This is a genomic window from Paenibacillus sp. ACRRY, assembly GCF_022346995.1.
Classification (GTDB): domain Bacteria; phylum Bacillota; class Bacilli; order Paenibacillales; family Paenibacillaceae; genus Paenibacillus.
In genome coordinates, this window is sequence record NZ_JAKRNM010000001.1 from 1,370,964 (window position 1) to 1,384,851 (window position 13,888).

The following is a 13,888-nucleotide window of genomic DNA, read 5'->3' on the forward strand; positions in this document are numbered from 1 at the left end:
TATCAAGACCAGATGGGAGTTGATATGTTTGCCAACATTTAATAGCATTCTCGTTACGGGAAGCCAGACCATCAATCAGGATCTGCAGGTGAATGGAAACCAGACCATTGCGAACAGCCTGCAGATTAACGATAGTGCATCTATTACGAATAATCTTGGTGTCGGTGGGGTGATCGAGGCAGGGGATAGTGTAAAAGCAGCTACCCAGATCATGGCTCTGAATCAGCCAACGCTTCCTGCTGTCCTACCGGCTGTGCAGCAATTGTTATATTATAATCCGGGCGTCTTGAATCAACCCGGCCTTGTCTTGACAGGAACGAGTGGAAATCAATATGTATTATTCGTCGACGATAGCGGAGGAACACCAAATCTGGCTATTCAGATGATATAAAAAATGTAACGTATACAAAAGGCCGATATGCAGAGTGATTTCTCACCTGCATATCGGCTTTTCTCTGTTCTCATGATGGGTTGGGTATCAAGATAGACCAGGCGCTTTGTGGCTCCATTGTCAGGTTCAAGAGCTCATCATTGTGAAGCTTCAATTGAATGTTTTCAGACGCCTCTCCCTCATTGAAGAGCACTACGGCAATCGAACCATCCTTGTTACGGAAGGCAACGTTGTAGATTGACCCGCGACTGGAACTGGAGTCAATCCGAACGGCCTGCGGGCGAATGATTGCGCTAAAATGAGCCAAGGCATAATAATCCAGTGTATACACAAGCTCACCTGTTTGCTGATTCACCTGCACGATTCCCCGGCAAGTACTGCGACCAAAGCCCGGAACCGTCGGCCCGTTGTTTTCATCAAGTGCCATATTCCATAGTACAAAAGACTTGCTGTAGTTGCGTAATATCTGAATTCCCGTACGCATGACATTAGAGAAGGCTTGTTTGAATGGAGGAATCCATTCTCCTCCTGACCCCTCTGTGAAATGTACTTCCTTTTCGGCGTATGCTTGATACACCTTCGATTGTGCCGATGCTTCCCCCCCGTACCAGTGCCAGGCAACGCCGTCAACTTCCTCTCCCGCTTGCTCCAGCACCGTAAGTGGATAACCCGGTTCATCCCAGTTGTGATCATAACAGAGAATTTTGCTCTGAATGCCTTGGCTGACAAAGGCAGGTTTCAGATGATTTTTGATAAAATCCGCCTGTGCTTCTGCTGGCATTAGCATGCCTGGGTAATGGCCTGGCTCATACAATGCTTCATTCTGAGGTGTCACTGCATGGACAGGCAATCCATACTCCGCGTATGCTTTGATCGTTTTGGCAAAATATTCGGCGTACACCGGATAATACTCAAGCTTCAGTTGTCCCGTAATCATCGACCCGCTCGTTTTCATCCAACCCGGAGCACTCCAAGGCGAAAGAAACAGCTTCAGATCCGGATTTAATTCGAGCGCCTTCCGGGTCAAGGGGATTACATCCTCCTCATCATGCGCAATACTGAAACGGGCGAGAGCCGGATCCGTTTCCCCTTCAGGCAGATCATTGTAGCTGTATACCGTTCTGGCATAATCCGAAGCGCCCATTGGATTGCGAATGACCGACAAGCCGATGCCATCTCTGGGGTGGAACAGCCTGATCATCAGCTCCTCCCTCTGTTCTTCGCTCAATTTCTGATGAATCAGATACGCTGACGAATCGGTAAATGAAGCTCCGAAACCATCCATCTCCTGAAAAGTATGCTGATCATCCAGCTTGACTTCGATTATCTCCCGGTCTGCTTGAAGCGGTTGCAATTGTTCCTCTGATACAGGCTCAAATAGTTCATGTTCTCCTGTTGATCGATAGATCCTGAATTGGCTCATCTAATCCCCTCCGTTTTTTTATTGGATGCCTAATTTCTCCTTATTCTGTTTCATCTTCTCACTGCGAACCTTCACGATCTCATCCCAGCGATTTTCATCCAAGAATGACTTGTAAGCGGCAAGTGCACCATCAAATGAAGCATCATCCTTCGCTCGAACCATGCTTACGAGTGTCGAATTCCATTTGGTGTTGATGGCAGACAAGGCACGTGCTTCCTGTGTTCCTTGATCCGGATTGATATTCTCCAGAATAAAATGAGGTTTCAGCTTGCCTTTGCCCCATTCCTGCATTTGTTTAATCGACTCCGGAAAAGCATCCGCACTTAGCGCTTTGTGACGGTCATGACCGAAGAACATGAATTCGCCCATGCGATAATCCTTTTTGAACTTATCCGCATTATTGAGCTGCAGGTCCTTCACCGCTGGCAGCAATTCAACCGTACCGTCCGCTTGGGTCTGATAGGTTTCACCTTCGATACCGTAGTTCATCAGCGTCTGCCCCTCTTCGCTGAGCAGATACGTGAAGATTTGAATGGCTTTCGCCGGATCCTTGCTGTCCTTGGAAATAAAGTTGATCATCCAGCCCGTTATGCCCGATTGATTCAGCGTTGGAGCGTTGCCTTTGTTGCTCTGTGGACCGTCGATTGCAATATACTCCTTGCCAGGGTTAGCACTCATATAAATTTGAAGATTTCCCCCTTGCTGTGGTGTGCCATCCAGCAGCATCGTTGCATATTTTCCCGATTTCACTTTTTCCTCGAACGCCGTACCGTCATCTGCAAAACTGTCATCACTGATATTGCCATCTCTGTACACGGTGTTCAGCGTTTTCAACCAAGCGAGATAGTCCTCATCAAGATTACGATCATAGAATTCGCCGTTCTCGTTCTCCAGAGGTACACCGATGAAATCCTGCAGTGTATCTCCAAGCGAACCTGTACCCTCTCCAATAGAGTTAAATCCGAATGGGGTCAGTGTTGGAAACTTCTCTTTGATCAGCTTCATTACACTCTGGAATTCTTCTGGTGTTCCAATGACTGGACTTCCCAGTGCCTCATACACATCCTTGCGGATGACAAATGCTGTTTTGGCCGGGATGTTGCCGCTATCATAATCGGCTTGTGTATTAGAATAGTTCGGATATCCGTAGGTCTTGCCATCAGCCAGCTGGAACCAGTTAAGGGTATCTGCCGCAGCTACCTTATTGAAATACGGATCGTATTTCTCAGCCAGATCATTCAGCGGCAGTGCCCAGGTTGCAGCCTTTTGCACGACTGGAGAGTTCGAGTCGAATACAGTCAGCAGGTCTGGCATCTCCCCACCGGCAAAAAAGGTATTTAGTTTCGTATCATCACCTGTAATGAATTTAATGTTGATGTTCAGGTCCTCTTTGATTTTCTTCGTAACGATGTCTTTACCAAAATCAGTGTTCCACCAGTCCGCGTTGACGTACCAGGTTAGATCCGTAACCTCTTCTTTTTTGTCGAGCTGCCATGCTGGCTTCTCTGGATCAACCGTGTATCGGTCTTCAATGGAAACCCAGTTCCCCTCACCGGAGCTACCTGCTCCTCCTCCGCATCCTGTAACCAGCAATACCGCTGTCAGCAGGGCAGCACTTAGTTTAATTCCCGTCTGACCGATGGCCTTCTTCATGTTCAACATATGGATTCCTCCTCAGAATGTGGTAAAACCTGGACAAGCATTCAAAACCTTCATAGATCCAACTTGAGTTTGGCTTACTCTTTGACAGCCCCCAGCATCATTCCTGATATAAAATATCTCTGAAGGATGGGATAGATCAGCACGATTGGCAAAGTGGTAATAACGATCGTGGCGAGCTGCACGCCTTTGGTCGTCGTTTCAATGACCGCAGAGCCTCCGATATTTTGCATGGATTGCGTCTGGGATTGCACAATAATTTCATATAACATCATCTGCAGTGGATATAATGACTGATCCGTAATGTACAACTTGGTTGTCATGAAGTCATTCCATTGTCCCACTCCATTAAATAGCGCAATCGTAGCCATTGCTGGCATGGAGAGCGGGATGAAGATTTTGAGGAAGATATGCCAGTCTCCAGCGCCATCAATTTTGGCTGACTCCTCCAGAGAATCCGGGACGTTCCGGAAGAAGTTCATCAGAATGACGACATCATAGAAACTGAACAGTGCCGGAATGATGTAAACCCAGAAGCTGTTAAGCAGTCCGAGTGATTTGATCAACAGGTACGTTGGAATCATCCCCCCTGAGAAGAACATCGTGATAACACCCATGGCAACATATAGCTTCCGGCCCCGTATGTATTTTTTGCTCAGGCCGTAACCCACCATCGCACAGAAAAATACGTGAGTAACCACTCCAATTGTCGTTTTGGAAACGGATATCAAGAAGGCTTGCCAAATACTTGAATCATTAAATACAGCACGGTAGTTCTCCAATGAGAACTCTGGTGACCAGAAGATGAACCCGCCCTCCGCCAGCGCCCTGCCGGAACTAAAGGAAGAAATAATCACATTCCAGAGTGGGACCACAATAACAATCGTACATATGACCAGCAAAACAATATTCAGCGTATCAAAGATCCGGCTATCGAGATCTTCTTTTGCCACCTTTCCATTCACGCGTTACGCCTCCTTCTAGAGCACAGATTGATTATCGTTCAGCTTGCTCGTGATCTTGTTTGCGGTAACCAGCAAAATGACGGACACAATCGAGACGCCGAGTCCAACCGCTGTCGCATACGAAAAGTCACCCTGAGACATCCCCATACGATATACATAAGAGTTGATGACTTCTGCTTTTTCACGGTTTTGCGAGTTCATCAGGACGAGAGTCTGGTCCAGGTTCGAGCCAAGTAAACCGCTTACAGTTAGAATCAGATTCAAGCTAATGATGGATCTCATGTTCGGAAGCGTAATGTTCCAGATTTGTCTTAGCCTGCTTGCACCATCAATTTTGGCAGCCTCATAGTACGTGGGGTCAATCTTCGACATAATGGCCAGATACAAAATGGTCCCCCAGCCGGCCTCTTTCCATATATCCGATAACGTAGCAATCCACCAGTACTTTCCGGCATCGAGCAGGATGTTTTGCGGCTGTGAGATCAAGCCCAGACTAAGCAGGATCTGGTTGAATAGCCCGGTCGTTGAGAACCAGGTGATGAGCATGCCCCCAAGAACGATCCAGGACAAAAAGTGCGGCAAATATGAAACCGTTTGCACAAATTTCTTGAACCGTCCACTGTTCAGCTCGTAGATCATGATTGCAAGAATTATGGGAATGACGAAGCCGATCCCCAATTTGAGAAAACTGATGCCCAGCGTATTCACAACCGCGTCCCAGAAATATTTATCCGACAGGATAATTCTGAAATTCTCCAAGCCAACCCACGGTGCGGTAGCGAGCGTATCAATGACCGTATAATTCTTGAAGGCAATCGTTAGACCGTAAATCGGAATGTAACAAAAAATGATCATAAAGATAATGCCTGGTATAATCATCGACTGAATTTCCCACTGTCTGCGATAGTCGACGACGAACTCCCTAACCCGCTGCCCTAGCGGCTTCCTGTGTTTAGGATCAGGACCAGTCGGTGTATTCCCGGCTGCCTTCTCAACAGCTAATTTACTCACGTTCCATAGCTCCCCTCTGTCTTTCCACACTCATAAAAACGTTTTTATTTTTGTGCATAAAAACCCCCTTATTCTGCTTCAATCATTTAAAAAAAGACCGAAATGACCTTGCACAACTATGCTTCAATATCATTCCGGCCGATCTTTACGTGGCTTGAGCCTCTTACGATGAGTTCACCCGATAATTTTTGAGCTACACCTTGCTCTTTCTTCTTGATCATGCCAACCAATTGGTTAATGGCCAGTATTCCTTGCCTTGCAATCTGATTCCTTACTGTCGTGAGTGGCGGTGAAAAATATGGGGCAATATCAATATCGTCAAAACCCACCACGCTTACATCTTGAGGAACTTCATACCCTTCGGATTTTAATGCATGAATGCAGCCAACTGCACTCAGGTCATTACCTGCGAGAAATGCGTCGGGACGTTTGCCTGGATGCAGGTGCAAAAAGGACTTAATGGCACTGTACGTGCCCTCTTCCTCAAAATACCCCTGAATGATATAGTCATCATCCACCGGGAGTTGGTATTCACGCAAAGCTGCCAGATACCCGTCTCTACGCTGCACGCTGTCAAACATCGTATCCACACCGGAGATGTAAGCAATCTTCTTGTGTCCAAGTGAGATCAGGTACTTCGTTGCTTCGTAAGCTGCCACATAAGAGTCGAATATGATACTTCCCATCGTTTCACTCTGATAGACACGGTCCAGGAAGACTGCCTTGATCTTGTCTTTTTGCATGGACAGAATATCCTGCTCATCAATGCGCAGTTCTTCATAAATAATGACACCATCCACGCGGCGCCCCATAATATTGCTCATGATGACCTGTTTATCCTTAGTGACAAATACATTCAGCCCATATCCGAGGCGGTCACACTCGCGGGACATCGACTCAACCAGTTTGTAAAAATACGGTCCTGATACACTGGTCGTGAAGAAGCCCAGCATCTTGGTTTGTCCCGATTTTAACAATTTGCCATTCAGATTGGGAACGTAATTTAACCGCTCAGCTACCTTCAGCACGTGAGACTTGGTCTCCGGGTTCAGTACGTCCACACCATTCAGAGCATTGGACACGGTGGATATGGAAACACCCGCTTCCCTTGCAACATCTTTGATCGTAATCTTAGCCATAATGATTAGTCCTTTACTATAAAAACGTTTTTATATTGTTAAATTAGCATAAAACCGCTTTCAGCACAACACTTTAATTTTTTTTACGCTGATGCTTTATGCTTTTTCTATGTGTATGAGCTGTAAATCTGCTCCAATTGCTCTCCCAAACGATCCAGACGAACGAACCGATCCGCGCGTACAACTTCCTTCTGCTCCACCAGAACAAGCATAATTGGAACGGTGAAAATGAGGAACTTCGATGCCACCTCTTCCACCTGGTTCGCATCGATGTGTCCCAGAGCAATCGAAGGATAAGGCTGTAGCAGTTCTCTGATCTTGGGCAGCAAGGCATGACACACACTGCATTCCTGCCGGCTAACATACAGTAAAGTCAAGGTATGCTGCTGGATAAACGAATCAACCATGTCCATGGACGTTAACTCATGTATTTCTTTCATTTGTGCCTCCGTCTCAATCCAAACTGATATAACAAGTATGAGTGTACCATGATTAAATGCTCTTATAAAATGCACAACGGAGTGAATCATCTATTCAATACCAAGCGAAGTTCCATGAACCATAAAATCTCACTTTCCAAAATACCCCAATTTGAATTACACTAGAAGTGTATAACCATCTTAATTGAAATGAGGTTTATCTATGAAAAGAAAAAGCATGCTGCTCCTCGCTGCCCTCTGTCTATTCGCTTCATTCGCTGCTTCCGCCTCCGCTGCTTCAGTTGACAACGGATTCAACCTACTTTCGGATCGACAAACGGGTACAGTTAAATAAGAAGTTCTTTAGTTCTTAACTTCTTAACAAACTCTCAAAAGCTTACTTCTTAGTGATTACATATAACGAATCGGCTTCATGATGGCATGAAAAAGGACACGAACCTGTAAATTCATACAGGCTTGTGTCCTTTTCATTTGGTGTCAATCTACCTTAGCGCCATATGAACGCATAAATAATACAGCCTGTTCCCTGTCTATACGAGCACCCTTGACGTCCAAGGATTTCAGATCAATGCCTTCTAGGTTAGCTCCGCGCAGGTCCGCTCCCATTAGTTTAGCCCTGCTCAGTGTTGCTCTGGTCATGTCACAATCTCTGAGATCCGCCCTTCCAAGGTCCGTATCCGAGAAATCCGTCTCGTAGAAGCGAATGCCGCGCAGATCCTGCTTGCCCAGCTTCGTGTGTCTCAGATTCGTATAGGACCAGTCCCCCTGTATAAGAGTAACGCCATCCATCTGTGCTCCCGAGAAATCAGAACCGGTCATTTTACAGGACGTAAATTTGGAGACAAAAAGGTTAGCTCCACTGAATGTACAGTTCTCAAAAGCAGATTCCGTATGAAACGACCCGTTCATGCTCGCTCCTCTGAAGTCGCATTCGATAAAGCGGCAATTGCTCGTCTCGATCTCTTCCATGGAGGCATTCATAAAGGTACACTGCTTGAAAACACAGCGCATCAGCTCTCCGTATCTCAAGTCGTGCCCGTCAAAATGCACTGCTTCATATTCCTGATCCTTGTATTGGTACACGATTAAACCTCCTGCTTACATCTTCATTCTATTCATCCAAACTTTTTATACTATACCATACCCCTGTCAAGTACCTGCCTAAGTGACCGTAAAAGTCAAGGCATTTAATTTGCCACGATCACAGCTAACAAAAAAAGGCGTCTCTTCTGCTACTGTGCTTTACAGTAGGCTGATCGCCTTTTTCATCATGAGTATAAGGTTTATTTCCAGTCTCTCTTCTTCAAATAAGATTCAAAAACAAATGTTCCAAATGGCAGCAAACCAGCCACGACACCCATGAACCAGCGTGCCGCCTTCCACCTGTTTACAACAGCCAAATGTACCAATGCAATAAGATACAGAGGGAACAATATCCCATGAATCATGCCCATAATGGCCACCGGAGAAGAGATATCCGCGAAATATTTCAAAGGCATGGCAATAAAAACAAGCAAGAGCAAGGAAACCCCTTCGCATATTCCTGCAATTTTGAATCGGCCGATCACTGTCTTCATTAAATTCCATCTCACCTTTCCAATCCTGGTTTGTGAATTATGTAACGTTCTCCACATTCAGTATAACGCATGGCTTGGAAGCATAAATGGTTCAAATTTGAATAATTATTGAATCTGCATCCCCATCATTGAACCATTCCTTCAGTTCAATGAAAATAAGCCGCAAAAGTTGCGGCTAAATTCAAGTCGTTTCACGCTCAATCAGTTGATAACGCAGACGCTCAGAATGCAGTTCCTCCTTCCCCAGTACGGCCCAAAGTTGATGGAATGCCTGGGTTGCCTGTTCTGCGATCGGATTATGTATAGTCGTTATACCAAGTACACGGGACAATTCGATATCGTCAAACCCGACAATCGCGAGCTGCTCAGGAACCTGGATATTCTGTTTGCGCGCTTCGCACAAAATCCCAATCGCTGCGTAGTCATTTGAACACAACACAGCTTGTGGAAGCTCAGGAGCTTGGACCAGTCTACGCATGGCTTGCTCTCCATCTGTTGAAGTAAATATGGAATATTGATACGCCTCACGCATCACTGGGAGTCCCTTCTCCTCCATAAAGGATTCATAGGCCTGTCTCCGGCTCTGGGTGTTCAAGCTCTCGGCTCTGCCAAAAGCATTGGCAATTCGCGTGTACCCCTTGGAAACGAGGTGCTCCAGCGCCAGTCTGTATCCTTCGGCCTGATCCATCGCTACAGACGGAATTTCATCTTGTCCCATACGCTGCCAGGAAACAATCGGTCCATATTCGCAATATGCCTTCAGTTTCTCCGGAGGATTCACACAGGTCATAATCACCAGCCCATCCACCCGCTTGCTGCGCAAATCTTCGAATGCCTGCAGCTCAATCTCCGCATCGCCACGCGTCGTGTAGATCAGGGTCTGGAACCCGTAATCCATCGCTGTATCAATGAACTGGTTCATAAACGCCAGTATGATCTCATTGGTTGCCGATGTGACGATCCCTATCTGTTTGGTTTGTCCGGTAGACAGCGAGATCGCATTGCGATTCGGAATATAATTCAATTGTTTCATGATTTCCGTAATTTTCTGACGGGCTTCGGAGCTGACATGCGGAGAATGATTAATCACTCTGGATACCGTCGCTTTCGAATAGCCCGACCGCTTCATAATTTCATCGAATTTGGACATTGGATCACCTTTCTTGCCTACTGCCTATGCTGAATTATAGTATGCCTCATCCAAAGATGAAAAGTAAAACTTGACGTGTAACCCGTTCCAACGTTTAAGCTTTTTTTGTGCAGTGCTGCGAATCTAACAAACAATGATGACGAATGGAGCGATACGCATGAGCAATTCTCAACTTCAAACATTTCATTTCCCCGATAACTTCCTGTGGGGCGGTGCCATTGCAGCCAATCAGGCGGAAGGTGCATATAACGAAGGTGGCAAAGGGCTGTCTACACAGGATGTTGCTCCCAGAGGAATCATGGGTCCCATCACGGAAGAACCAACCGAAGACAACATGAAACTGATCGGGATTGATCTATACCACCGTTACAAGGAAGATGTCAAATTATTTGCTGAAATGGGATTCAAAGTGTTCCGTACTTCGATCGCATGGTCCCGCATTTTCCCAAAAGGGGACGAGCTGGAGCCTAACGAAGAGGGTCTGCAATTCTATGATGATCTCTTCGACGAATGCCATAAGTATGGCATCGAACCACTGGTAACGCTATCCCACTATGAAACGCCTCTTCACCTGTCGAAGGAATACGACGGCTGGGTTAACCGTAAAATGGTCGGATTTTATGAGCGTTATGCTACCACTGTATTTAAACGGTATAAAAATAAAGTGAAATACTGGCTCACATTCAACGAAATCAATTCGATCCTGGAAGCCCCGTTCATGAGCGGAGGTATTTACACCCCTAAGGAGAAGCTCAGTAAACAGGATCTGTACCAAGCCATTCACCATGAGCTTGTAGCCAGCGCTTCAGCGGTGAAGCTCTGTCACGAAATTATCCCTGATGCTCAGATTGGCTGCATGATTCTAAGCATGCCAACCTATCCGCTCACGCCGAACCCGGATGACATCATTAAGGTGATGGAATTCGAACATAGCAACTATTTCTTCGGTGATGTGCATGTTAGAGGTCGCTATCCAGGATACATGAAACGTTACTTCCGGGAAAAAGGCATTGAAATCAAGATGGAAGCCGGTGATGAAGAGATCCTGCTTCATACCGTCGATTTCATTTCCTTCAGCTATTACATGAGCATCTGCCAAACGGCCGATCCGGAAAAACAAGTCCCAGGCGAAGGCAATCTACTTGGCGGTGTCCCTAATCCTTACCTCCCGGCTAGTGAATGGGGCTGGCAGATCGATCCGCAGGGCCTGCGTTATGTCCTGAACATGTTCTACGATCGTTATCAGAAACCCCTATTTATCGTGGAAAATGGTCTGGGTGCAGTGGATGAACTTATTACAGGTCCGGATGGCGAGAAGACGGTAGAAGACGATTATCGGATTCAATACTTGAACGATCACCTGGTTCAGGTTGGTGAAGCCATTGAAGATGGTGTTGAAGTTATGGGTTATACATCCTGGGGATGCATCGATGTCGTGAGCGCTTCATCTGCCCAGTTGAAAAAACGTTATGGTTATATCTATGTAGACCGTCACGACGATGGATCAGGCACGTTGGAACGTTACCGCAAAAAGTCATTCCACTGGTATAAGGAAGTCATCGGAACCAACGGAAAAAGCCTTAAACGGTAATTATTCCATCATGAAAATGAATCAGTTGTAGATTGGCCCCTCATACAGAAAACACAGACGCACGCACCGTCATTATATACGAGCGACTTCATCTGTGTTCTGTCTGAGGGGTACTTATTATATTGAATGATTCACGTAATCTGAATGATGTTAGGCTCAAGCTCTTTTAAAGTTAACCACCGCATGCCCGCTTCAAAATGCTCCTGAAAAGATTCATTTAAAATGACTTCTGGGAAAACAGGCATGCGCTGCCCAGCTCGATACGATTCCCAGCCCCGAATAAATGCCTCTGCTTCTACCTGGCTCTGATAAACAACAACTCTGTCCGGTGCGAGAACCGCATTAACGATTTGAATAATTTTATATACCGATTCAGCAAACACTTCTGACTGCATGGGACTGTACCAGTCCATATCCAAGGGAAGAAATTTGATCTCACCAGCCATGCCGTTCTTGCCTTTAACCACTTTTCCATTAAGGTAAATGCCCATGCCCGGAGGATAATGGGTCGGAAAGTAAATTCCGATCACGCTGTTTCCCTCATCCATTTCCTCCTGAGAACAATAACCGCTAACTGCAGCGTTCACGTCATTTTCCACCATGACTGGCAGTCCAAATCTTGCTTCAATCTCCTCGGCCATACGAACACCCTTCAGCTGCTGATGACTGCTTACCGTGATCTCTCCGTTCACCGTTTGCCCGGGAATCCCGATTCCAATGCCTTTGATAGAAGGATGCTGAGTGAGAATTGGTTCAATGATTCCGAGAAATTGTGTTTGATCAAATACAGGCAGTGTATGTTCTTCCTTCAACAAAATGGTGTTCTCCAAATTGATGACGGTTGCCGTAATGACATCCTGCCCCTGCTTGTCATTCATATAGATCACCAGGGCCAGGCTGAAATCATAATTATAGCGGTAAGTTAGCGCGGGCCTGCCCCCGTTGGAGGGAATTGTCTCATCCTCGTAGAGTTCCCCGAGTTCGCACAATTCCTTAACCAGTGAATTCACCGTAACCACACTCAATTTGGTCAAGGACGCAAGTTGTGGCTTGGTTGCTGTCTCCACCTGTTTCATGACTTGGCGCACGTTGTTTATATTAATCTCTTTCATCAAATTAGCATTTGCTATTTTCATAAGCGTTCCAGCCTCCAAATTTCGAACCTCAATGTAACCACTATACAATATCTTGAAAGTGATTAAAAACGGCTGCTATGAAAACGAATCGTTGACATGACCCATGTTCTGCGTTGTTTCAGGTTTACGAATACAAAAAGAGCACACCGTCTATGCTGGTTCGATAGACTGGCGCACTCTTTTCGTATCATTCTTATGCAGGGGCCTGTACCGATTGTTCCTTGCGGCTAATCGCATATATGGCCGTGACCAAGCCCAGAAGAATCAGAATCGAACCTACCCAGCCGTTATACAGAATGGTGGAATGATCAATCACCATCCCGCCAACATACGTGCCGAGGGCAATCCCTGCGTGGGCAATTCCGGAATTGGTGCTGATCAATGATTCCGCTGTTTCTGGAGATGTTTTGATAATTAGACTATTCTGCACTGGCGTAACCGTCCAGCTCAAGGCACTCCAGATGCTCAGCAGGATGAGGAACGCAATTAGAGGCAGTTCAACACTGAATGGGATAACAGCCATACTCACAATGAAAGGAATTAACACAATGACGATGGCTTTTGCTGGATGCAAGCGGTCCGATAGCACGCCCCCAAGTCCGCCACCGGCAACAGCCGCGATGCCAAACATCATGTAGATAAAGGTAACCATCGTCGAACTTGCACCAATCGTTTCCTGGAGAAACGGTGTGAAATACGCATATAACGTCAAATGACCCGCCAGAACCAATAAGGTAGTCGCATGAATCGCGAGCATCCTCGGATTCCACAGTGCAGCAAACTGACGTTTCAAAGAGACGACAGGCACCGGCTGAACCCGCTGCATGACAAGACCAATGGCTACCATGACAATTGCAGTCAAAATGGCAATAAAAATAAAGACTTCACGCCATCCGGCCAGATTACCCACAAATATTCCGAGGGGAACCCCGAGAATGAGTGATGCACTCCCACCCATCGTAATAATACCTACCGCACGTCCTTTGTACTTCGGTTCCACAATGCGAGCAGCAAGTGTCAGAGACAATACGAAAATGAGCGAGCCTGTCGCAGCACCGAGTGCCCTGCCTGCCATCAGCATATAAAAGTTGGCACTGAAAGCGGAAATAAGATTGCTGACCAGGAAGATCAGCAGGGTGTACATGTATACCTTCTTACGCTCAAATCTGGCCGTTACGTTTAACAGAATCGGTGCAGATATGGCATATACCAACGAAAAGATGGATATTAAATAACCGGCTTTCGCCAGAGTCAAATGAAGATCTGCAGCAATCAGATCGAGAATACCGCCCAAAATAAGTTCCACGGTTCCAACCACAAATGCCGCAATTGCAAGCAAATACACTTTTTTATTCATTTCATAAATCCCCCTCAAAAGTTACAACTACGATAGTAACCTATAAAGG

14 protein-coding genes are annotated in these 13,888 nt (G+C 46.1%); 3 read left to right on the top strand and 11 right to left on the bottom strand.

The features are described from left to right. Positions 1-28 precede the first annotated feature (28 nt). Entirely contained in the window at positions 29-391 is a 363-nt protein-coding gene (locus MH144_RS05810; RefSeq protein WP_239298287.1) for a hypothetical protein, read from the top strand. Between the two features lie 70 nt (positions 392-461). On the opposite strand, the gene MH144_RS05815 is transcribed toward MH144_RS05810, so the two are convergent. From MH144_RS05815 to MH144_RS05840, 6 genes are all read right to left on the bottom strand, one after another. Further along, positions 462-1,814 carry a glycoside hydrolase family 30 protein gene (locus MH144_RS05815; RefSeq protein WP_239298289.1) on the bottom strand — a complete coding sequence of 451 codons (1,353 nt, stop codon included), beginning with the start codon at positions 1,812-1,814 and terminating at the stop codon, positions 462-464. A gap of 18 nt (positions 1,815-1,832) precedes the next feature. Continuing rightward, positions 1,833-3,476 carry a type 2 periplasmic-binding domain-containing protein gene (locus tag MH144_RS05820; protein ID WP_239298291.1) on the bottom strand — a complete coding sequence of 548 codons (1,644 nt, stop codon included), beginning with the start codon at positions 3,474-3,476 and terminating at the stop codon, positions 1,833-1,835. A 74-nt stretch (positions 3,477-3,550) separates the two neighbouring features. Continuing rightward, positions 3,551-4,438 (bottom strand): carbohydrate ABC transporter permease, encoded by an 888-nt coding sequence (locus tag MH144_RS05825; RefSeq protein WP_239298293.1) that lies wholly within the window; start codon positions 4,436-4,438, stop codon positions 3,551-3,553. Between the two features lie 15 nt (positions 4,439-4,453). After that, entirely contained in the window at positions 4,454-5,449 is a 996-nt protein-coding gene (locus MH144_RS05830) for an ABC transporter permease (RefSeq protein ID WP_239298295.1), read from the bottom strand. A 116-nt stretch (positions 5,450-5,565) separates the two neighbouring features. Continuing rightward, the gene (locus tag MH144_RS05835; protein ID WP_239298297.1) at positions 5,566-6,588 is read right to left on the bottom strand and encodes a LacI family DNA-binding transcriptional regulator; all 1,023 of its coding nucleotides are present in this window, start codon (positions 6,586-6,588) and stop codon (positions 5,566-5,568) included. Between the two features lie 107 nt (positions 6,589-6,695). Beyond that, positions 6,696-7,028 carry a thioredoxin family protein gene (locus MH144_RS05840; RefSeq protein ID WP_239298299.1) on the bottom strand — a complete coding sequence of 111 codons (333 nt, stop codon included), beginning with the start codon at positions 7,026-7,028 and terminating at the stop codon, positions 6,696-6,698. 202 nt (positions 7,029-7,230) lie between these two features. Between MH144_RS05840 and MH144_RS30740 the strand changes: the two genes are divergently transcribed. Next, complete coding sequence (locus MH144_RS30740) at positions 7,231-7,362, top strand: hypothetical protein (RefSeq protein WP_275439958.1); 132 nt, start codon at positions 7,231-7,233, stop codon at positions 7,360-7,362. A 143-nt stretch (positions 7,363-7,505) separates the two neighbouring features. Here the strand turns inward: MH144_RS30740 and MH144_RS05845 are convergent, their stop codons facing one another. From MH144_RS05845 to MH144_RS05855, 3 genes are all read right to left on the bottom strand, one after another. Next, on the bottom strand, positions 7,506-8,111 hold the full coding sequence (locus tag MH144_RS05845) for a pentapeptide repeat-containing protein (protein WP_239298301.1): 606 nt from the start codon (positions 8,109-8,111) through the stop codon (positions 7,506-7,508). Between the two features lie 200 nt (positions 8,112-8,311). After that, the gene (locus MH144_RS05850) at positions 8,312-8,605 is read right to left on the bottom strand and encodes a DUF3817 domain-containing protein (protein ID WP_239298303.1); all 294 of its coding nucleotides are present in this window, start codon (positions 8,603-8,605) and stop codon (positions 8,312-8,314) included. Positions 8,606-8,786: 181 nt separating this feature from the next. Beyond that, the gene (locus tag MH144_RS05855) at positions 8,787-9,755 is read right to left on the bottom strand and encodes a LacI family DNA-binding transcriptional regulator (RefSeq protein ID WP_239298305.1); all 969 of its coding nucleotides are present in this window, start codon (positions 9,753-9,755) and stop codon (positions 8,787-8,789) included. Positions 9,756-9,912: 157 nt separating this feature from the next. Here MH144_RS05855 and MH144_RS05860 point away from each other — a divergent pair, with 157 nt between their 5' ends. Then, complete coding sequence (locus tag MH144_RS05860) at positions 9,913-11,346, top strand: glycoside hydrolase family 1 protein (RefSeq protein ID WP_239298308.1); 1,434 nt, start codon at positions 9,913-9,915, stop codon at positions 11,344-11,346. A 131-nt stretch (positions 11,347-11,477) separates the two neighbouring features. On the opposite strand, the gene MH144_RS05865 is transcribed toward MH144_RS05860, so the two are convergent. Together MH144_RS05865 and MH144_RS05870 are read right to left on the bottom strand one after the other, a co-directional pair. Then, complete coding sequence (locus MH144_RS05865) at positions 11,478-12,482, bottom strand: ROK family protein (protein ID WP_239298310.1); 1,005 nt, start codon at positions 12,480-12,482, stop codon at positions 11,478-11,480. A gap of 193 nt (positions 12,483-12,675) precedes the next feature. After that, positions 12,676-13,839 (bottom strand): MFS transporter, encoded by a 1,164-nt coding sequence (locus tag MH144_RS05870; protein WP_239298311.1) that lies wholly within the window; start codon positions 13,837-13,839, stop codon positions 12,676-12,678. Positions 13,840-13,888: the final 49 nt, after the last annotated feature.

Bases quoted from the DNA above. Each gene is read 5' to 3' on its own strand.
- MH144_RS05815 (WP_239298289.1), bottom strand. From the start codon at position 1,814: ATGAGCCAATTCAGGATCTATCGATCAACAGGAGAACATGAACTATTT.
- MH144_RS30740 (WP_275439958.1), top strand. From the start codon at position 7,231: ATGAAAAGAAAAAGCATGCTGCTCCTCGCTGCCCTCTGTCTATTCGCT.
- MH144_RS05870 (WP_239298311.1), bottom strand. From the start codon at position 13,839: ATGAATAAAAAAGTGTATTTGCTTGCAATTGCGGCATTTGTGGTTGGA.
- MH144_RS05860 (WP_239298308.1), top strand. From the start codon at position 9,913: ATGAGCAATTCTCAACTTCAAACATTTCATTTCCCCGATAACTTCCTG.
- MH144_RS05840 (WP_239298299.1), bottom strand. From the start codon at position 7,028: ATGAAAGAAATACATGAGTTAACGTCCATGGACATGGTTGATTCGTTT.
- MH144_RS05835 (WP_239298297.1), bottom strand. From the start codon at position 6,588: ATGGCTAAGATTACGATCAAAGATGTTGCAAGGGAAGCGGGTGTTTCC.
- MH144_RS05855 (WP_239298305.1), bottom strand. From the start codon at position 9,755: ATGTCCAAATTCGATGAAATTATGAAGCGGTCGGGCTATTCGAAAGCG.
- MH144_RS05865 (WP_239298310.1), bottom strand. From the start codon at position 12,482: ATGAAAATAGCAAATGCTAATTTGATGAAAGAGATTAATATAAACAAC.
- MH144_RS05850 (WP_239298303.1), bottom strand. From the start codon at position 8,605: ATGAAGACAGTGATCGGCCGATTCAAAATTGCAGGAATATGCGAAGGG.
- MH144_RS05820 (WP_239298291.1), bottom strand. From the start codon at position 3,476: ATGTTGAACATGAAGAAGGCCATCGGTCAGACGGGAATTAAACTAAGT.